Source organism: Polaribacter litorisediminis, from assembly GCF_019968605.1.
In the GTDB taxonomy this organism is placed as follows: domain Bacteria; phylum Bacteroidota; class Bacteroidia; order Flavobacteriales; family Flavobacteriaceae; genus Polaribacter; species Polaribacter litorisediminis.
The window spans coordinates 4,113,288-4,134,589 of record NZ_CP082966.1 but is presented as its reverse complement, the minus strand read 5'-3'; the positions used below and the strand labels follow the sequence as shown (position 1 = coordinate 4,134,589).

Annotated in this window: 14 protein-coding genes; 10 read left to right on the top strand and 4 right to left on the bottom strand. The window is 31.7% G+C overall.

Features of this window, described 5'->3' with window-relative positions; all coding sequences use genetic code 11:
* The first annotated feature begins 2 nt into the window (after positions 1-2).
* Positions 3-785 (top strand): tRNA 2-thiocytidine(32) synthetase TtcA, encoded by a 783-nt coding sequence (gene ttcA / locus K8354_RS17655; protein ID WP_223443951.1) that lies wholly within the window; start codon positions 3-5, stop codon positions 783-785.
* Between the two features lie 239 nt (positions 786-1,024).
* Here ttcA and K8354_RS17650 read toward each other — a convergent pair whose 3' ends face one another.
* The 4 genes from K8354_RS17650 to K8354_RS17635 all read right to left on the bottom strand — a co-directional run bounded on the left by K8354_RS17650 (position 1,025) and on the right by K8354_RS17635 (position 8,603).
* Positions 1,025-3,871, bottom strand: coding sequence for a TonB-dependent receptor (locus K8354_RS17650; RefSeq protein WP_223443949.1), 2,847 nt, complete (start codon positions 3,869-3,871; stop codon positions 1,025-1,027).
* A 155-nt stretch (positions 3,872-4,026) separates the two neighbouring features.
* Positions 4,027-6,957 carry a TonB-dependent receptor gene (locus tag K8354_RS17645; protein WP_223443948.1) on the bottom strand — a complete coding sequence of 977 codons (2,931 nt, stop codon included), beginning with the start codon at positions 6,955-6,957 and terminating at the stop codon, positions 4,027-4,029.
* A 21-nt stretch (positions 6,958-6,978) separates the two neighbouring features.
* Entirely contained in the window at positions 6,979-7,968 is a 990-nt protein-coding gene (locus K8354_RS17640; protein WP_223443947.1) for a FecR family protein, read from the bottom strand.
* Between the two features lie 71 nt (positions 7,969-8,039).
* Positions 8,040-8,603, bottom strand: a complete 564-nt coding sequence (locus tag K8354_RS17635) for an RNA polymerase sigma factor (protein ID WP_223443946.1) — start codon at positions 8,601-8,603, stop codon at positions 8,040-8,042.
* A 142-nt stretch (positions 8,604-8,745) separates the two neighbouring features.
* Here K8354_RS17635 and K8354_RS17630 point away from each other — a divergent pair, with 142 nt between their 5' ends.
* From K8354_RS17630 to K8354_RS17590, 9 genes are all read left to right on the top strand, one after another.
* Positions 8,746-9,735 (top strand): AAA family ATPase, encoded by a 990-nt coding sequence (locus K8354_RS17630; protein WP_223443945.1) that lies wholly within the window; start codon positions 8,746-8,748, stop codon positions 9,733-9,735.
* A 75-nt stretch (positions 9,736-9,810) separates the two neighbouring features.
* On the top strand, positions 9,811-10,680 hold the full coding sequence (locus tag K8354_RS17625) for a DUF58 domain-containing protein (protein WP_223447722.1): 870 nt from the start codon (positions 9,811-9,813) through the stop codon (positions 10,678-10,680).
* Between the two features lie 97 nt (positions 10,681-10,777).
* The gene (locus K8354_RS17620; protein WP_437440133.1) at positions 10,778-11,749 is read left to right on the top strand and encodes a hypothetical protein; all 972 of its coding nucleotides are present in this window, start codon (positions 10,778-10,780) and stop codon (positions 11,747-11,749) included.
* The gene (locus K8354_RS17615; RefSeq protein ID WP_223447720.1) at positions 11,736-12,743 is read left to right on the top strand and encodes a vWA domain-containing protein; all 1,008 of its coding nucleotides are present in this window, start codon (positions 11,736-11,738) and stop codon (positions 12,741-12,743) included. Before K8354_RS17620 ends, K8354_RS17615 begins: the two co-directional genes overlap by 14 nt.
* 82 nt (positions 12,744-12,825) lie before the next feature.
* Positions 12,826-13,872, top strand: coding sequence for a VWA domain-containing protein (locus K8354_RS17610; RefSeq protein ID WP_223443943.1), 1,047 nt, complete (start codon positions 12,826-12,828; stop codon positions 13,870-13,872).
* 5 nt (positions 13,873-13,877) lie between these two features.
* Positions 13,878-14,705 (top strand): tetratricopeptide repeat protein, encoded by an 828-nt coding sequence (locus tag K8354_RS17605; RefSeq protein ID WP_223443942.1) that lies wholly within the window; start codon positions 13,878-13,880, stop codon positions 14,703-14,705.
* Positions 14,706-14,895: 190 nt separating this feature from the next.
* Complete coding sequence (locus K8354_RS17600) at positions 14,896-16,620, top strand: BatD family protein (RefSeq protein WP_223443940.1); 1,725 nt, start codon at positions 14,896-14,898, stop codon at positions 16,618-16,620.
* Between the two features lies 1 nt (position 16,621).
* The gene (locus K8354_RS17595; protein WP_223443938.1) at positions 16,622-17,371 is read left to right on the top strand and encodes a tetratricopeptide repeat protein; all 750 of its coding nucleotides are present in this window, start codon (positions 16,622-16,624) and stop codon (positions 17,369-17,371) included.
* A gap of 452 nt (positions 17,372-17,823) precedes the next feature.
* Positions 17,824-21,294: a CotH kinase family protein gene (locus tag K8354_RS17590; protein WP_223443937.1), complete on the top strand. Its 3,471-nt coding sequence runs from the start codon at positions 17,824-17,826 to the stop codon at positions 21,292-21,294.
* Positions 21,295-21,302 lie beyond the last annotated feature (8 nt).

The window sequence follows — 21,302 nt, the reverse complement described above, 5'->3', positions numbered from 1 at the left end:
TTATGGATTCTGAAAAACAGGTTACAAAAAAATTACAAAAAGCAGTTGCAGCCGCTATTCAGCAATACGCTATGATTGCTGAAGGAGATAAAATTATGGTTTGTCTTTCTGGCGGAAAAGATAGTTATGCTATGTTGCAGATGTTGTTATATTTTCAGAAAGTAGCTCCTATTTCTTTTGATTTAATTGCTGTGAATCTTGATCAAAAACAACCTGGTTTCCCTGAAGATGTTTTACCAAGGTATTTAACTCATCTTAACGTTGATTATAAGATTATTGAAAAAAACACTTACAAAATTGTAATGGAAAAAACTCCTGAAGGTAAAACTACTTGCAGTTTGTGCTCTCGTTTACGAAGAGGAACTTTATACGAAGCTGCAAAAGATTTAGGCTGTAATAAAATTGCATTGGGGCATCATCAAAATGATATTTTAGAAACCTTTTTCTTAAACTTCTTTTTCTCTGGAAAAATAGAAACGATGCCACCAAAATTTAAAAATGATGCTGGAGATTTAACCGTTTTAAGACCATTAGCATTTTGCAAAGAAGAAGATATAGAAGTATATTCTAATTATTTAAATTTCCCAATTATCCCTTGTAATTTATGTGGGTCTCAAGAAAACTTACAACGTAAAAAAGTAAAACAAATGATTGCTGATTGGGAAACGGATTTCCCTAATAGAAATGCCATTATGATGAATGCCTTACAAAATGTGTATCCTTCTCACCTATTGGATAAAAACTTGTATGATTTTAAAAATTTAGAAAGTAAAATTTCTGAATAATACCAATTGGCATTTCAAATGCCGTATAAAATTAGTTTATTTTTCACCCATTTGTCGTCATAAAATAGAACCTTAACTATTGCTGTGCTTAAATTTTATTCCTAAACTGGATAAAAAATAATTCAAATTTTTAATACGCCATTTAGAACACAAATTGGTATAAAAAACATCAGAAAAAATGCAAAAAAAAGACTGCCTTTTCAGACAGCCTCTTTAAAATAATTCAAATACTTAGTTGATTAAAACTGATAATTCAATGATAAATTGAACATCGTTCCTAATTGACTAAAGTGAGAACCATCATACGTCATTTGAGAATAACGCTGATTAAAAGTAATTAGATTGGATTGGTTTTTAACTTGTGCAGGATCTGCTAAAATAGCCTCTCCTGTTGGTGTTTCTGCTTTAAAGCCCCATTCTGGCAATACATTAAACAAATTATTTATGTTTAAGGCAAATGTCAATTTATCGGTTGCATTAAAGTTAATTCCTAAATCAGTTACAACTTTAGGTGTAAATTCTGTTCTAAGACTATATCTTTCTCCAGTAGGATATGCTTCACTAACGGCAACAGATTCTGTGGCTAAACCTTGTTGAAAAAATGTAGTTTTACCGAAAAATGTATTGTTTAAATTAAATCCGAATTTACCAACATCATAAGTAGTTCCTAAAATCCATTTTGTTTCTGGTCTTGAGGTAAAGAATAAAGCTTCTTGTGTTTGGTTTACAACAGATTGACCTGCTGACGCTACAATTGAAGGATTTTTAACAGCACCGTCTCTTGCATTTTCTATCACATAGTTTCCAGATAAATTAAAACCTAGCATCCCTTCTCCTGCTTCAATCTTATTGTAACCAATTACCACATCGATACCAGATGTTTTTGTATCTATGGCATTTGTAAAGAAACTAAGATCACTTAAATTGTTTGCATTTAAAACTTGATCTAAAGCAGTATTACCAGCAGCTGTAGGTCCTATCTCGGTGCTTAAAACAATTCTGTCTTCAACATTAATACTATAATAATCTACTGTAAAGCTTAAGTTTTTATTTACTTTACCTCCTAAACCTAAAGTAAAATTCGTAGAAGTTTCAGCATCTAATTTATCAATTCCTAATAATTGCGCTTGGGAAGATACATTGTTTACCAAACCACCTACTTGAATACCTTGTCCTGGCACAAAACTATATTGTGCTTTTTGTGTATAAATTTGGTGTAAGGTTGGTGCTCTAAAACCTGTAGATAAAGAACTTCTTAAAGTATACTTATCGCTAATAGTGTAAGCTCCACTTGCTTTCCAAACAAAAGCGTTTCCAAAATCAGAATAGTTTTCACTTCTAATAGTACCATCTAAAGTTAAATTCTCTACTGGATTCCAGTTTAAAGAAGCATAACCACCAAAATTATAACGGGTAAATTTACCTGAGTTTTCTGGGCTGTTTCCTGCAAATGAATCTGCACCACCCCCATCATAAGAAGCTAATTCTCCTTCAATCACTTCAAAAGTTTCATATCTAAACTCGGTACCAAAAGCAACACTTAAGTTATCTGTAAGAATTTTAGAAATATCTAAATTCCCAACATTATGATAAAATCCTGTTCCTCCTGGATCAAAAGATTGTTTAGAGTTACTACCATATAATTGAGATCCTTCGGTAATTTCACCAGCATCTACCGCACCGTTACCGTTAGCATCTACCCAAGTAGATGGAGAATATACCACATTTCTGTTATGAGATTGGTTTACTTTATATGTTTGAGTGTTTCCTCCTGTTGTAAAACTAGCATCTACATTCCAGTCATTAATAATTGATTTAAAACCAACTGTAGCGTTATAATCATTTAAATCTCCCTCAAAAGTAGGAACATATCCGTCATAACCACCTGCAGTCGTTGGGTTATCGCCAGGAAAAAAATCTGCCAAATAAGGATAGGCATCTACAGATCTCCAATACGGAGTTCTATAGTTTGCGAAAGAATTTACTTTCTTATTGATAAATGCAGCATTAAAATATACTTTAGACTCATCACTTAAATTATACTCTCCATTCACTAAAAATTTAGCAGCCGCTGTTTCTGGCGAACCATTAATATTGTTAGCATCTGGGTTTCTACTTAAAAACTCATTCACATCTGCAATATTGGCTCCAAAATCTGCTGCCTCACCAGCTGCATCTACAGTACCTGGTCTATTTGCTAAGCTTGTTTTAGAAAAATCTACAGTATAGTTCACAAATCCTTTGTCTTCTCCAATAGAAGCACCATTGTTTACAGAAACCCCAAACATTTCTCCATCTCCTTCTGAAGTCATTCCTGTTCTTAAGGTTGCAGAGCCTCCATCAACGTTGTCTTTTAAGATAATATTAATTACCCCTGCAATGGCATCAGAACCATATTGAGCAGATGCTCCGTCTCTTAAAACCTGAATATCTTTAATGGCATCAATAGGAATTCCTGAAATATCTGAACCTGTTTCACCTCTACCTGGAGATGTTTGTGTGTATAATAGCGCAGATAAATTTTTACGTTTACCGTTGATTAAAATTAAGGTTCTACTAGGTCCCATGTTTCTAATTTCATAAGGATCTAATAAAGATGTTGCATCATTTACTGGTGTTTGAACCGTATTAAAAGATGGAATCTTAAATTGTAAAGCCTTATCAAAAGTAGTTTGCCCTGTGGCTACTAAATCTTTTGAAGAAACGATATCTATAGGTAAAGGACTTTTAGTATTCGATCTTACTGGTGTTCTAGACCCTGTAATTACTACTTCATCTAAAGCGTTATCTTCATTTACAATGATTGTTAAAAAAGAGGTGTTTGTTACTTTTACAGTTTTTGTTTTAAAACCCATAGAAGAAATAATGATGGTTGCTGGTAAACTTTTAAAAGTTATCGAGAATTCACCGTTATCCCCAGAAACCACTCCGTTAGATTTGTTCCCTTTTTCTACAATATTCATGTAAGGCAATGCCTCTCCTGATGAATCTGTAACTTTTCCTTTTACTGTTTGTGCCATTATCCCTAGAGGTAGCATAAACATAAAAGCGATGGTACAAAATTTTAAAAAATACTTTTGTTTCATAAATAAATTATTAATTAATAAATGTTTTTGTTTGGTCTTTACTTTATCAAAAAGTTTGAACCCATTTATTACATAAGCGAGTAACAGAAAAATATACTCCTAAAAATTTAATTATTTTTAAAAAAAATAAAAGAAAGCAATAAATTATGCAACGATTAAAGCTTTACGTTCAATTTTGTGTAGTAAAAAGAACCATTTGAACCCATTTGTGTAGCATCCCATAAACCTCCACTATCTGTAAAATCATTTTGTTTTGTAGGATACACATTTAACAGATTATTTGCTCCGAATTGTAGGTTAATGATTTTATTTATTTTGTAGTTAACATGAAGGTCGGTAGTTATTCTTGGTTGGTAAATGTCTGTCGCGGCACGTAACCTTTCTGTTTCAGAATTATTAAAGTTCTCTAAGTCTTTTGTTATTTGCCAGTCGATTAATTTAATCTGACTAAATCTTGTAAAATTTAAAGAAGTTTGAAGTCTTTTGTATTGATATTTAATGCCTAGATTAAATTTACTACTTGGTGCAGAAGCTAGCAAAAATTGTTGCTCTCTTACTCCAAAGAAAGTTTCTTGATCTAATGTTTTATTATTGATATCTGCAATAATCATCTTGTTCATGTTTCCAGAAAAATCGAAAGTTAATTGGCTGTTTTCAAATTTCTTTTTCCAATTTAAGACCAAATCAATTCCTGTAGTTTCTGTATGAACTCCGTTTGCAAAAAACTGAACATTCTGAATATTTAAACCTAAATCTGACGCATCAAAATTACCACTTAAAATAATTCTGTCCTTAATCTCAACATAATAAGCATCTGCTGTAAAATTAATTGTTGAGCTAACTTTTGCCGCTACACCTAAACTAAAATTAATTGCTTTTTCTTCCTTTAATTCATCAATGTTAAATCTTCTTGCAATAGGACTATTATTAGCTACTAAAAGTGATTCTGTGGGTGTATTTCCAATAAAATTAGTAAATGTTAAATTGTAAAAATTTTGAGCCAAGGAAGGCGCCCTAAAACCTGTACTGAAAGAACCCCTAACATTAAACTTCTTAGACAATTTATATCTTGAGGCGAGTTTGTAATTTAAGGTGCTGCCAAAATCTGTGTAATACTCTAAACGCAATGCAGTACCGAGCATGAATTTTTTAGAGAAATCTATCTCTGTATCTAAGTAAAAACCAAAATTAGACCTGTTTCTGTCTACTTCATTTTCTGGAGCATATCCTGGAAAACCTTGAGAACCTCCCGGCCTAACAACCTGGTTATACATGCTATAATTAGCAACTGGAGTTTCTGAATCTACCAAATTACCATTAACATCGTAAGAACTATAAGACCCTTCTTCTCCAGAAAATATTTTGTATTTATCCAATCGATACTCCAATCCTAAAGCAACATTAAATCCATATGATTTTGCCAAAAAATACTTGGAAAAATCGATACTTGTGGTGTTTTGAATCAATTCATGTCCGCCAGCATCAAACTCGGTCGGAGAATTTTCTTCTAAGGTAGCATTTAAAGTATTTTTAATTAAATAATGAAAATTATTTCTTCCTAACGTATTGTTGATGTCAATATTCCAATCTTTAAATACTGTAGTCATTCCGACAGAAAATGAATTGTCGAGAATGTTTGAAGTTATTAATGGGTTAAATCCTGAAGGATACAAATCCAAAACATTTCTTTCACTATTTGGAGTCCTAGTGAAAGCAAACGCCTCCGTATTTTTATGATTAAAGCCTCCGAAAGCATATATTTTTGTGTATTTATAAATCGGAATTTCCGTATTAAAAAAAAGGCTTATATTTTTAACTGCTGCTTGGCCAAAGTTTTCTCTTGCCGCGGTACCTTGTCTCAAAGTATTGTCTCTTGACAAAACCTCTGTCGTAAAATTTAGAAAACCTCCTTTGTTAATTTTGGTTCCATAATTGAGTCCTAATTTATAAGTAAAACCATCTACTTGATTCGGAAAAAATTGATGACTATTTGCATTATTAAACCCAAAAGTAGCGTTTACATTCAGTTCATTATCCGAATCCTTCAATACAATATTTATAACGCCCGCGATAGCATCAGAGCCATATTGCGCCGAAGCACCATCTCTTAATAATTCTATACTTTTAATAGCGGAAATAGGAATCGCATTTAAATCCGTGCCCGAATTCCCCCTGCCTCTGGTGCCATATAAATTGATTAAAGATGCCTGATGCCTTCTTTTTCCGTTGATTAAAACCAATGTTTGATCGGGTCCTAAACCTCTTAAAGTTGCCGGATCTATGTGATCTGCACCATCTGCACCCGATTGTTTTGTAGCGTTAAAAGATGGAATTATATATTGCAAAAATTGATTTAATTCTACTTGACTGCTTCTGGTAGCCGTTTTTTGAATATCTATAAAATCAATGGCAACGGGCGTGTCATTCGCTACTCTATTTATATTTCTAGAGCCTACAACTTTTACCTCATCCAACTCCTGACCTGCCAATAACACAATGGTTTGAAACTTATTTGCAACAAGCTTTAGTGTTTTAGAATTATGACCAATAAAACAAATTGTTACTAGATTATTAGGATTAATTTCAAACTTAAAAGTACCATCGATATTCGTGGTTATTCCCTTTAAAGAACCCTCTTCTTGTAAGGTTGCACCGTTTAAAGGTACATTGTCTGAGCTTAAAACGATCCCTTCAATTATAATTTTATCTACGTTTAAAGAATTATTCTTTTGAAGGCTAGTTTTTATTTTTGATGTTGATTTAAGTTGCTTTTTTTTAAATTCTTTCTTCGGATAAACAACATAATAATTATTTCCTAAGTCATCGAAAAAAAACGACGTTAATTTTTCTAATAATGAAATAGATTCATTAAGCGATAAATTTAAAAACCCTTTTTCTTGAACCTTGCTGTTCGATAAGAGATTGCTGCTATACGTAAAGAATACCTTATGAGTATTGCTAATTTTATCTAATAACTTAACTAACGGAATAGTTTGCTTCTTGTCTTTTTGAGCAACAGCAGTTTGAAAAAAAAAAAGCACAAAGAAGAGCACTAAGAATTTTAAAAGTACTGAGTTTTGGACCATTTTATCAATTTAAAATGAAAGCTATTTTTTACTGATGATTAAACTATTGTCTTTTTTCTCGATAACGACATCTACAGACTTTTCAATTGCTTTGATACAAATGTCAATATTTGTTGTAGGAACAGCCCCCGTAATATTAATTTTTTTAGTTTCATCATCTTTAAAAATAATAGAAAAACCATAAGATTCTTCTATTTTTTTCATGGCTTCAATCAAAGATAAGTTATCAAAAAGTAAAGATCCATCTTTCCAAGAAGTTTTTATGGTAGCATTAAAAATATTTTTATCCTCTAAAATTTCTTTTTTCTCAGAAGAGTACGTAATAAAGTTGCCTGGAATCATTTTTTTATCGGTGCCATTTTTAAGTTTTAACCAAATTTTTCCTTCCTCCAAAAAAACTGCGGTCTTTTTATTTTTAGAGTTTACATTAAAAGAAGTTCCATAAACTTCTACAGTTAAATCATTGGTTAGCACCAAAAATTTTGCGTTGGTTTCTAGTTTTTTATCAACTTCAAAAAAAGCTTCTCCAGACAACCAAACTTTTCTACTTTCATTTTTATAATACGATAAGCTAGAGTTTGAATTTAAAGTAACATCGCTGCCGTCTTGTAACTTAATGTTTAAAATTTCGCCAAAATGTGTTCTATGTGTAATTTTAGAGAAACTATTTTTAAAATAAAAACCAAGCGTAACTACTAAAAGTATTGAAGCTGCCACAGTTAATGGTTTTAAAAATCTTACTTTTCGTTTTGAGATTGTGTTTTGGGCCTTAATTGTAGATTCTAATTTTTTCCACTCGAAAGCAACTTTTTCTTTGCTTACAAAATCTTTCTTAAAAGAAACCCCCAAAACAAGAGCTTTGGCTTTATTAACCAGCTCTCTTTTTTCAGGATTATTGGCAATCCAAAATTCCCAGAAATGAACATCAGTGGCATTTTTCTGCAAAACCCAATTATGAAAAGAGACGTCTTCTAGAAAATCATCAATTGAGGTATATTTTTTATGAATCATTATTTGATTTGTGTAAGTCTAATTAAATAAGTATTTTTTATGTTTTTTATACTCTATTATTTTATAAAAGTTTAGTCAAATAATTTTAAAATAGAAATTTCCTGTTTCAAATTCTTAAGCGCTTTGTAGAGCGTGTTGACAACACTTTGGTAATTAATACCCATAATTTCGGAAATTTCTCCGGCTTTCAAATCACTATAATACTTTAAATAAATAGCTTCTTTTTGCCTATTTGGTAGCTTATTTAAAAGAACGGTAAGATTACTGTTTTTAAAATTTTCTGTTTCTTGATTTGTCATCACTTCTTCTACCGTAAACTGAAGATCTATAAAAGTATCATCGAAAGAATCGGAATGTTTTAGTTTCATGTTTTTTTTCATCACTCTTATTAAAAAGCGTTTGTAAGATGTAAAAAGATACGGTGCAATGGTCTCTAAATCACTCAAATTTTCTCTATGCTCAAATACATATAAAAAGAAATCTTGCAAAGTGTCTTCTGTTAAAGCAATGTCTTTACATATTTTTAAACCATAACTATGTAATTTGGGGTAGTAACTTTCAAAAAGAATAGAAAATGCGTTTAAATCACCTTCTTTCAAAGATTTCCATATAAACTTATCTGGTAATTTTTCCATAATAAAATGTCTTCTGTAAAGGTAGCCCTAAAAATAATAAAAAAATAATGAATCATCTTTAACCTTCTTTTAACAAGAAAAATTTTGCTAATATTGTAGCTTTGTTTGTTATAAAATTTAACATGAAATACACAATATTACAATGGATGTAGATGTAAGAGCTATTAATGAAAAAATAGAAAGAGAAAGTGCCTTTATAGATATTCTTACTTTTGAGATGAATAAAGTAATTGTTGGGCAAAAACAAATGATAGAAAGTTTGTTGATTGGTTTGCTCGGTAATGGTCATATTTTATTAGAAGGAGTGCCTGGTTTGGCAAAAACTTTAGCAATTAATACCTTGTCCAAAGCTATTCAAGCAAGTTTTAGTAGAGTGCAGTTTACGCCAGATTTATTACCTGCAGATGTTGTTGGAACCATGATTTATAACATGAAAGAAAATGATTTCATGATTAAAAAAGGGCCTATTTTTGCAAACTTTGTTTTAGCAGATGAAATTAACAGAGCACCTGCAAAAGTACAATCTGCATTATTAGAGGCCATGCAAGAACGCCAAATTACCATTGGTGATACGACCTTTAAATTGGATGAACCTTTTTTAGTAATGGCAACACAAAACCCTGTAGAACAAGAAGGTACATATCCTTTACCAGAAGCTCAGGTAGATCGATTTATGTTAAAGGTTGTGATCGACTATCCGAAATTACAAGATGAACAAATAATTATGCGTCAGAATTTAACAGGAGGATTTGCCAATGTAAATCCTGTGGTTTCTGTTGAACAAATTATAAGAGCGAGACAAATTGCTGGTGAAGTGTATATGGACGAAAAAATCGAAAAATATATTCTTGATATTATTTTTGCAACGCGTTATCCTGAAAAATATAATTTACCCAATTTAAAAGATTTAATCAGTTTTGGAGCTTCGCCAAGGGGAAGTATCAATTTAGCAAAAGCGGCAAAATGTTATGCTTTTATAAAAAGAAGAGGCTACGTAATTCCAGAGGATGTAAGAGCTGTTGTTTTTGATGTTTTGCGTCACAGAATTGGCATTACCTATGAAGCAGAAGCAGAAAATGTAACTTCTGTAGATATTATTAATTCAATTATTAATGAAGTAGAAGTGCCATAAACAATTATCACTGAACAATTATTTGTTTAAAATGTGAAACCGATAATTGATAAATGTTAAATGACAATTCAACAAATGGATACCAAAGAAATACTCAAAAAAGTTCGTAAAATAGAAATTAAGACAAAGCGTTTGTCTAATGATATTTTTGGGGGCGAATACCATTCCTCTTTTAAAGGACGAGGTATGACTTTTTCTGAAGTGCGCCAATATCAATTTGGTGATGATGTAAGAGCCATCGACTGGAATGTTACTGCGCGTTATAACGAACCTTATATTAAAGTTTTTGAAGAAGAGCGTGAATTAACCATGATGTTAATGGTGGATGTTTCTGGTTCAGAATCTTTCGGAACATCCTCACAATTTAAAAAAGATACGGTTACAGAAATTGCAGCAACCCTTGCTTTTTCTGCCACTCAAAATAACGATAAAGTAGGTTTAATTTTATTTTCTGATGATATTGAGTTGTTTATTCCGCCTAAAAAAGGAAAAAGCCACGTTTTAAGAATCATTAGAGAATTGATTGAATTTCATCCAAAAAGTAAAAAAACAAATATTGCGGCAGCTTTAAAATTTTTATCTAGTGTCATTAAAAGAAGTGCAATTGTTTTTATGCTATCTGATTTTATGGATGATGATTATGAAAAAACACTTAAAATTGCAGCTAACAAACACGATTTAACGGGTATTAGAGTGTATGATAAGCACGATGAAGAAATTCCGAATTTAGGAATGGTTCCTATGTTAGACTCAGAAACTGGAGCTATTCAACTAGTGAATACATCGTCTAAAACAACTAGAAGAAATTACAAAGCCAATGCTTTAAGGCTTGCTGATTATTACATGAATACCTTTAAAAGAGGCGGTGCCGGCACTATTAACACAAGGGTTGATGAAAGTTATGTAAAAAAATTATTAGGCTATTTTAAATATAAAGGGAAATAAAAAAGCCCATCTTAATCTTCTTAAAAGGAAGAAACTCATGACGAGTAAAACAAAATAAAAATTGAAAACAATAAGTACCTATAACATATTTCAAAAAATGCATAAAAAAGTACAAGCCAAGTATTCCTTTCCTTTCGGAAAGAGGATTGAGGTAAGAGGCTTTTTGTTCTTTTTTATTTTCCTAATTTTCAGCCATACTGTCTTTAGCCAAAATCCAATGGTAAAAGCGCAGGTAGAAACCTCTAGCATTAAAATTGGTGAACAGTTTAATTTTAGAATTTCTGTAAACGAAATAGAAAATGTAATCCTACCCAAATTAGAACTCAAAGGTTTAGAAATTATCGATTCCGCAAAAATCGATACGCTTCGTAATATGCTTATTCAAAAATATATTATCACTGGTTTTGATAGTGGCGCTTTTTACATACCTCAACAACAAGTTTTTGTTAAAAACCAAGCTTATTTAACAGATTCCTTATTGATAAAAGTAGCAACGGTAGCTATTGATACCACTAAAATTAAAAAATACCCTATAAAAACAATCAAAAAAGAACCATATGTTTTTGATGATTTTAAAATTTATATCTATTTACTCATTGCGGCTTTACTCATTATTGGCTTTTGGCTTTATTATTTTGTAATCAGAAAAAGAAAAATTGAAGAAGAGGAACCTACCTATAAATTACTTCCTCCTTTTGAAGAGGCCATTTATAAATTAAACGAATTAGACGAAAAACTACTTTGGCAAAACAATAAAGTAAAAGAATATTATAGCGAATTAACGGATATAATTCGTGGTTACATTGAGCGCGAACTTAAAGTACCTGCCTTAGAAAAAACATCGGATGAAATTATAGACATGTTAAAAGATTTTCATGATTCAGAAGCGATTCAAACAAACAAAGAAACCATTAACAAATTAAAAGATTTATTGCGTGAGGCAGATTTAGTAAAGTTTGCAAAATCAAAACCTTTGGCTCCTGAAATAGAAGAAGACCGAAAAGATGCCGAAGAAGTAGTGCATAATCTAAAACCAAAACCAGTTATTAAGAATGATGAATTGGAGTAATTTCGAATTTCTAAATCCAGAGTTTTTGTGGTTGCTAATATTAATTCCTGTATTAGCGATTTGGTATTTCTTTGTCAGAAAAAAAGATGCTGCTGTTTTAACAATACCCAGTATTAAAGGTTTTAAAACAAAATCTTCTTTCGTATCGAAACTAAAACCAGTCTTATCACTTTTAAGATTATTAGCATTGGCGGCTATTATTGTTGCCTTAGCCAGACCAAGAAATGTTTCTGTAAGTAAAAAAACAAAAACAAATAAAGGAATAGACATTGTAATGGCAATTGACGTTTCTGCAAGTATGTTGGCGAGAGATTTAAGCCCTAACCGGTTAGAAGCCTTAAAAATAGTAGCAATAGATTTTGTAAATAGAAGACCAAATGACCGAATAGGTATTGTTGTATATGCAGGAGAAAGCTTTACGCAAACTCCTATTACAAGTGATAAGGGAATTGTAAAACGTACAATTTCTGAATTAAAATGGGGGCAATTAGAAGGCGGAACAGCTATTGGTATGGGTTTAGGATCTAGTGTAAATCGATTAAAAGATAGTAAGGCAAAAAGCAAAGTGATTATTTTACTAACCGATGGTGTTAATAATTCCGGAAATATAGACCCCAGAACCGCCACAGAATTAGCGAAAGAATTAGGGATTAAAGTATATACTATTGGTATCGGTACAAACGGAATGGCAGATTTTCCTTGGAGTAAAGATCCAAGAACAGGGTTATTAAATTTTAGAAAACAGCAAGTAGAGATTGATGAGGAGTTGTTAAAAGAAATTGCAGCTGAAACAAACGGACAATATTTTAGGGCAACTGATAACACGAAATTAGCAGAGATTTATGATGAAATTGATAAACTCGAAAAAACAAAAATAGAAGAATTTAAATATTATAATTATCAAGAAATGTTTAGACCTTTAGTGCTTTTGGCACTTGGTTTTTTACTTTTAGAATTCTTACTGAGAAACACAATATTTAAGAGCTTTATTTAAAAATATTAAAATATTGAAGAATTTAAAGATTAAACAAACTGAATTTAATTTTTGAATTTTTGAATCTTTCAATAATCAAGAGATGTACAAATTAGAAGAACCAATTTATTTTTATCTATTAGCAGTCATTCCAGCAATGATTGTAGTTTTTCTATTGGTTTTATGGTGGAAAAAAAGAACGCAGCGTAAATTCTCCAATACTGAATTGCTAAAAAGATTAGCGCCCAACTCCTCCACATTTAAATCCGTTTTAAAATTGATGATGTTGTCCTTGGGAATTGCTTTTTTGGTGATTTCTTTGGTAAATCCAAAAATGGGTTCTAAACTAAAAACGGTTAAAAGAGAAGGTGTAGATGTCGTCTTTGCCTTAGATGTTTCTAAAAGTATGTTGGCAGAAGATATTGCCCCAAACAGACTAGAAAAAGCAAAGCAAATCATTTCAAAAATTATAGATAAACTTGGTTCCGATAGAGTTGGTATTATTATTTATGCAGGTAATTCTTATCCTCTTTTACCTATTACCACAGATCATGCGGCGGCAAATATGTTTTTACAAAATGCCAATCCAGATATGGTTTCTAGTCAAGGAACGGCTATTAATGAAGCGTTACAATTGGCCAAAACCTATTATAATAATGATGATCAAACCAATCGGTTTTTAGTGATTATTTCTGATGGTGAAGACCATGAAGAAGAAACAAAACAAGTGGCACAAAATTTGTTTAATGATGGTGTAAAGATTTATACCGTTGGAGTTGGCACAGAAAGAGGAGGACCAATTCCGATGCGCTTAAATGGTGCAATGATTGGCTATAAAAAAGATCGACAAGGCGAAACGGTGATAACAAAACGGAACGCCGCTGTTTTAGAGGAAATCGCAGACATTGCCAACGGGCGCTACATTGATGGTAATGTTACTGAAAACCCTGTAAAAAGGATGTCTGAAATCATTGCAAATGCCGAAAAAAGCGAGTTTGAAACCAAACAATTTGCAGATTACAAAGACCAATTTCAATGGTTTTTAGGCATCGGAATTTTATTTTTACTTTTTGATACTTTCTTGTTCGATAAGAAAACAAAATGGTTAAAGAAAGTAGATCTATTTAATGAAGAGAAAACAAAAAATTAATTAAAATGAAAATTTACATACAAACGATTCTTATCTTTTTAATGCTATTTTCATCAGCAAAAATGCTTGCACAAAAAGACTCTATTGCTTTGCAACGTAAAGCAAGAAAAATGGTAAGACAAGGCAATCAATTATATGCGCAAAAAAAATATACAGATGCCTCTGTTGCCTATAGAAAAGCTTTAGACAACAACGCCAATTACGATAAGGCAAGTTATAATTTAGGAAATGCTTTGTATGAAAGCCAAAATTTTAAAGAAGCAGCGCCTCAATACGAATTATCAGCAAAAACAGCAGAAGACAAGTTTACAAAAGCAGAAGCCTACCATAATCTTGGTAATTCTATGATGGAAACTAAAAATTATCAAGGAGCAGTAGATGCTTATAAAAATTCATTGCGAAACAATTCTAAAGATGATGAAACGCGCTATAATTTAGCGGTTGCTCAAAAACTACTTGACAAAGAAAATGAGCAAAATAAAGACGACAAAAATAAAGACGATAAAAACAAAGACAAAAAAAATAAGGACGATAAAAATAAGGACAAAGATAAAGACAAGAAAGAAGGTGATGATGATAAGAAAGATAAAAAAGACGACAAGGATAAAGATGGTAAAGGAGATGAAGATGAAGATAAAAAAAAGAATCAAGATCCTAAAAAAGATGATAAAAAAGACGAAAAACAAAAGCCAAAACCTCAACAAGGAAAAATGTCTCCTCAACAAATTAAGCAATTGCTAGAAAGTTTAAATAACGAGGAAAAAAAGACACAAAAGAAAATGAATGCTAAAAAAGCAAAAGGTAAAAAAGTAAAACAAGAAAAAGATTGGTAGCCTCCAATCCTTCTTAAGAAGAAAGAAATTACAATCACATTAAATAAAAATAGAATCAAAAATTTCTTTCCTTTTAGAAAAGTTAGAATTGCCTAGTATGAATTTAAAAGATTATTTTAAAAAGTCCAGTTTAAGTATTGCTTTTCTCCTATTCAAGAACGTTAGGAGAGGGTTCTTGATATGCATAAGTTTGCTAACACTCTCTGCATTTGCTCAAAAACCTACGCTAGAAGTTACCGTGAGTAAAAATAAATTAGGTCTTAATCAACGTTTAAAAATTCAATTTTCTGTTAACAGACAAGGTGCAGATAATTTTAAACCGCCTAAATTTAATAATTTTAAGGTGATACAAGGTCCTAGCCAATCTGTAAGCCAGTCTTGGATTAACGGAAAAAAAAGTTTCTCTCAGTCTTATTCCTATATTCTTCAACCTAAAAGAAAAGGAGAGCTTATTATTGGTCCAGCTAGTATAGAAATTAACAGAACTGCCATCGATTCTAAAATGATTAAAATCATAGTTTTAGATCCTATTGATGTTCCTGAAAACCCAAATGATCCTGATTATATTGCCCAACAAAATATCCATTTAATTGCAGAAATTTCTAAATCTAAACCGTTTGTTGGCGAAGGAATTTATGTAGAATATAGATTATATGTCAGTGAAAATGTAAGCGTTTATGATACTTCTGTAACCGAAGCTCCGCAATACAACGGTTTCTGGAATCAAGAAATTGACATCAAAGGTTTTCCTGTAAAAATGGGAAAATATAATGGTGAAAATTACAGATACATTGTCCTTCAGAAAGCATTACTAATTCCTACTAAGACCGGAAAATTGACGATAGATCCCATGAAAATGGATATTGTTATTGGAGTTCCCTCAGGCAGGGCAGATTTTTTTGGAAACGTAATTACCAAAAATATTCGCAAAGAATTTGCTTCGGCTAAAAAAGTAATTAGTCCTAAAAGTCTTCCTTTAGAAGGCAAACCAGAGAATTTTACAGGCGCAGTGGGTCAATTTAACTTTGATGTTTCTTTAAGTAAAGATATTTTAAAAGCCAATGAATCGTCACAAATAAAAGTAGCGGTTTCAGGAAAAGGAAATTTAAAATTATTTGAACTACCGACTGTTCAAACTCCTGCTGAGTTAGAAAAATATCAACCCGAAAGAAAAGAAAGAGTAAAAGTGAATACCGATGGCTTGACGGGTGGTGTTACAGATACCTATACTGTAGTGCCTCAATACAAAGGAAAATACAAAATACCAAGCGTTTCTTTTTCCTACTTTAATCCTAGTTCAGAAAAATATACCACCATCGCTACAGATGATTTATTTGTAGATGTTACAGAAGGAAAAGAAATAGTATCGAATAATACAAATACTGTAGCGAAGAGAAATGTTGTTTCGACTGGAAAAAACTTTAGATACATTCAAACCACTACAGCACTAACTTTAAAAGAATCCATCGATTTTTATCAATCAAATCTTTTTTATGCACTTCTTTTTCTTCCATTAATAATCATTCCAATAGGAATTCTAATTGCTAAAAATAATCAAAAACGAAATAGCGACATTATTGGAAGAAAACAACGAAAAGCCGAAAAATTAGCTAAAAAATATTTGTCTGAAGCACAGAAACAATTGGGTAAAAAAGAAGCTTTTTATGAGGCTTTAGAAAGAGCTTTGCATAACTATTTAAAAGCAAAATTAGGTGTTGAAATTGCGGATATCAGTAAAGAAAACATTACAAAAATTCTTGAAGACAGAAATATAAACAACACGACTATAATGCACTTTATAGATGTGTTAAAAGCTTCTGATTTCGCACGTTATACACCTGTTACGAATACAGAAATGAAAGCTGAATTTGAGAAAGCAAAACAAGTAATCGTTGAATTAGATAAACAATTATAAGATGAAAAAAATCCTTTTTTTATTGTTGATCATTGCAAACGCTGTCGTTGCACAAAATACAACTGAACTGTTTACAGATGCCAACGATTTATATAAAAACGAAAAAATTGAAGAGGCTATTGAACTGTATAAGAAAATAGAAACGCAAGGATTCGTTTCTTCTGAACTCTACTATAATCTAGGAAATTGTTATTATAAATTAAATAAAGTGGGGCCTTCTATTTATTATTATGAAAAGGCTTTACAACTAAATCCTTTAAACGAAGATGTAAAAAATAATTTAGTTTTTGCAAAACGTTTAGCTTTAGATAATATAGAAGAATTACCAAAAACAGTATTTCAGAAATTGAATAAAAATTGGTTACAAAAACTCTCTTATAATCAATGGGCAATTGTGGTCGTGGTCTTTTCTTTTTTAGGTAGCTTGCTGTTTTTACTCTTTTATTTTGCTGATTCTCCATCAAAAAAACGTTTTTACTTTGTCACTAGCACTGTAAGCTTCTTACTATTGATCTTCTCATTCTTTATTACTTACAATCAATATAATTTCACTAAAAAAAATAAAGTAGCCATCGTTTTTGCAGAAAAAACAGCAGTAAGAAATGCACCAACTCTAAACTCTGAAGAAGTATTTACTTTACATGAAGGCACAAAAGTTATCGTTTTAGATCGGGTAGACGACTGGAAAAAGATTAAACTAGCCGATGGCAAATTAGGCTGGATTATTGCTGATGAGATCAAAGAACTTTAAAACTATTCCCACTTTAAAACTATTTGTCCTTAAGCACTTCTGCTAATTAAATTTACTGATTTGATTTATCTTTTTGACAAATATATTCATCAATTTCTTGAGAATTGAACTGTCAATCTTTGAGATTTTTTGAAATATTTAACTTTAATCTATTATTTTTTAATCATTTAGACCATAATTGATTTCAAAACGAACATCTAATTTTATACCTTTACAAGAGATTTTATACAAATTTAGCTTTATGAAACGGTGTCCATAAATTGAATTATCTTTTGATTCATTGAAATCAAAAGATAGGCAAAAAAGAAACGATTTATTGCCGCGTTATCTGTCTAAAATGGTATTATGAGATTTTTATATTCTAAAACGCTAGGTTCTTCCGATAAATAAAAAAGAAGTTTTTAAAGACCAGACACAGAAAATAGATAATCATTAAAAACATATTTGGTGCAATGAAATATTTTCTTTTTAGTTTTTTCTGTTTATTCGGTATTTTCCAAGTTTCAGCTCAGAAAATCAGCATTAATGAAGTTGTTGCTTCCAACTCCGTATATTTAGATGAGGATGGAGATACACCCGATTGGATAGAACTGCATAATTATGGTTCCCAAACCACTTCTTTAGACGGCTGGTCATTATCTGATGACCAAGATAATTTAAAAAAATGGTCGTTTCCTGATATTACTTTACCACCAAACCAGTATATGCTTTTATGGGCTTCTTCAAAGAACCGTGCTTCTCAAACAATTTATAAAACCTTAATCAATCAAGGGGATTTATTTAAATATAGCATACCAACTTCTGAACCTAGTTCTAATTGGAAGTCTTTAGATTTTAACGATGCAAATTGGCTTGAAGGTCCTTCTGGCTTTGGTTACGCAGACGGAGATGATGCGACCATATTACCCAACGGTACCGTTTCTGTCTATTTGAGAAAAAAAATTATCGTTCAAAATACAGAGAATATCTCATCATTAATTTTAGATATTGATTATGATGACGCTTTTGTTGCGTACCTGAATGGCTTTGAAATTGCTAGAGCCAATATAAATGGAGTCCCTCCTCTTTATAACTCCAATGCTATAACGTTCTCAGAAGCTCAAATGTACTCCGGAGGAACGCCAAAAAGGTTTATAATATCCGATTTTAAATCAATTTTAAGAGAAGGAGAAAATATCCTAACAATTCAGGCTCATAATACAGATGTCAATTCTTCTGATTTTACAATAATTCCATTTTTGTCCGCTTCTTTTGTTGCGCCAACCAACAATGGAGTTTCTCCTCCTGAAATTTTAAATCTAAAAACAACGCACCTACACACGAACTTTAAGATTTCATCAACAGCAGAAACACTATTTTTAACAGATAAATTTGGTGCGATCATCGATGAAATTACAATAGAAAAACTTCCTCCAAACACCAGTACAGGTATTTCTATCAAATCGGGAAATATTGTTTTTTACGAGCACACTACTCCTAGTTATGAAAATTCTATTCATGAGTATTTAGGAACTATAAACAACGACGTAATTTTCTCTCAGCAAGGAGGTTTTGTAGAAAACCCTTTTAGTTTAGTTCTTTCTGGCAGTTCTTCCCCAGCAATAATTCGGTATGAACTTGGTGGAAAAATCCCCGATGAAAATTCCCCAATGTATACAAACCCCATCCCAATTAATGAAAACTTGAACGTTAGGGCTCAAATTTTTTTAGAAAATTATTTGCCTTCTAAAGTTTTTACAAAATCATATATACTAAGAGCAAACCATGCACTAGATGTTGTTTTTTTAAGTACCAACCCAGATAATTTTTTTGATGAAACCAATGGCATTTATGCTTTTGGACCTGCGGGCACTTATGAGACGGAAGAACCTTATTTTGGAGCTAATTTTTGGGAAGATTGGGAAAGACCTATACACTTTTCTTTTTTTGAACAAGCAACTAGCCATGTGATTGATTTTGATGGCGGTGTTAAAATTTTTGGAGGATGGAGTCGTGGTCAAAATGAACAAAGGTCACTCTCCTTGTTTGCTAGAGGCCAATATGGTGATTCAGAATTTAAGCACTCCTATTTTAAACATTTAAATTATGCTGAATTTCAGTCTTTGGTGTTGCGGAATTCTGGGCAAGATTGGTTAAAGTCATCGATGAAAGACATCATGCTTACTAGTTTAATGAGAGACTCTGATCTAGATTTTCAAGAACACAATTCAGTGGCAACCTATCTCAACGGAACATATTGGGGTATGTATCATCTTCGTGAAAAAATTAATGAACATATGTTGGCTTCAAAACACAATTTGAATGCCGATGACATTACTCTTTTAACCAACAATGCTGAAGAAATTGAGGGGTCTAATGCGTCTTACCAAGAGCTAATGCAATATGTAAGGAATACAGATTTATCTACAGATTCGAATTTCGAGTATATTGAACAACAAATTGACATCAAAGAATATGCCTTGTACCAAGCGACCAATATTTTTATAAATAACACGGATTGGCCAGGCAATAATGTTAAATTTTGGAAACATCCTAATGGCAAATGGCGATGGATTATGTATGATACTGATTTTGGCTTTGGCCCTTTTTGGAACACCCAAAATTACTGGGAAGACACCTTGAGTTTTGCCTTAGAGGCCAATGGTCCTGCTTGGCCGAACCCTAGCTGGTCTACTTTGCTTTTTAGAAAATTGATCACAAACATTGGTTTTAGAAATCGATTTATTAATTTGTATGCTGATGAACTCAATACGCGTTTTCTATCCAGCAATATCAATGAACATATCGATCAAATTTATAAAACTATTGAGCCAGAATTGCAAGCCCATTATAGTCGTTGGGGTGCAAACTCATCCGAAGCAACCTATTATATAGATGAAATGAAAATTTTTGCAGAAAATAGATCCTCTTTTGCAAAAGATCACATAAAATCGAAATTTAACCTACCTGATTATCATGCAATCACCATTAAAAATAATGACTTAACCCAAGGATTTGTGACCGTAAATGATCATTTACAGATTCAAAATTCTTCTTGGACTGGTGATTATTTTGAAACTGTTCCTATCCAATTAACAGCAATTCCTAAACTAGGTTATGAGTTTTCTCATTGGAGTGGTGACATTTCTTCTACAAATAACCCCCTTAATTTAAATGTATCCAAAGCTCTCGAATTGGTTCCGAATTTTAAACCGTCTGACGCTGTAGAAACAATTGTCATCAATGAAATTAACTATAAATCTAGCGATGATTTTAATGCAAATGATTGGGTAGAACTTTACAATCCTAATTCCTACTCTTTGGATGTATCGAATTGGAGCTTGAAAGATGATAATGACACACATGTATTCAACTTTCCTGCAGGAACCATCATAACCCCAAAAGGATATTTAGTTTTAGTAAGAGACACGAATGACTTTACTGCTGTATTTCCCGAAATAACAAATTATGTTGGTAATTTAGGTTTTGGTTTGGGCACTTCTGATGCTGTTAGATTGTTTAACGAAAATAACATTTTACAAGATCAAGTAATTTATTTTTCAAACGCACCTTGGTCAAGTTGTGCAAATGGAACCGGAAATACCTTAGAACTAATGACTCCAAATTTAGATAATAGTTTACCAGAAAACTGGAAATGCCTAAACCTCAACGGAAGTCCGAACGCAATAAATAGCCATACGCTTGCTCTAAACAAAGAAAATTTCAATCATATTTATATGTATCCAAATCCTGCTAAAAATATACTTTATGTAGCAGGAATCGCCAGTAATTTCGAGGTTGAAATATACAGTGCAATAGGTCAAAAAGTTTATAAATCTGAAAATACCAATCGAATACATATCAATCAACTTTCAGAAGGCGTTTATTTTATTAAAATAATGCAAGGTCAAAAAAGTAAATCATTAAAATTTATAAAACAGTGATGTATGGA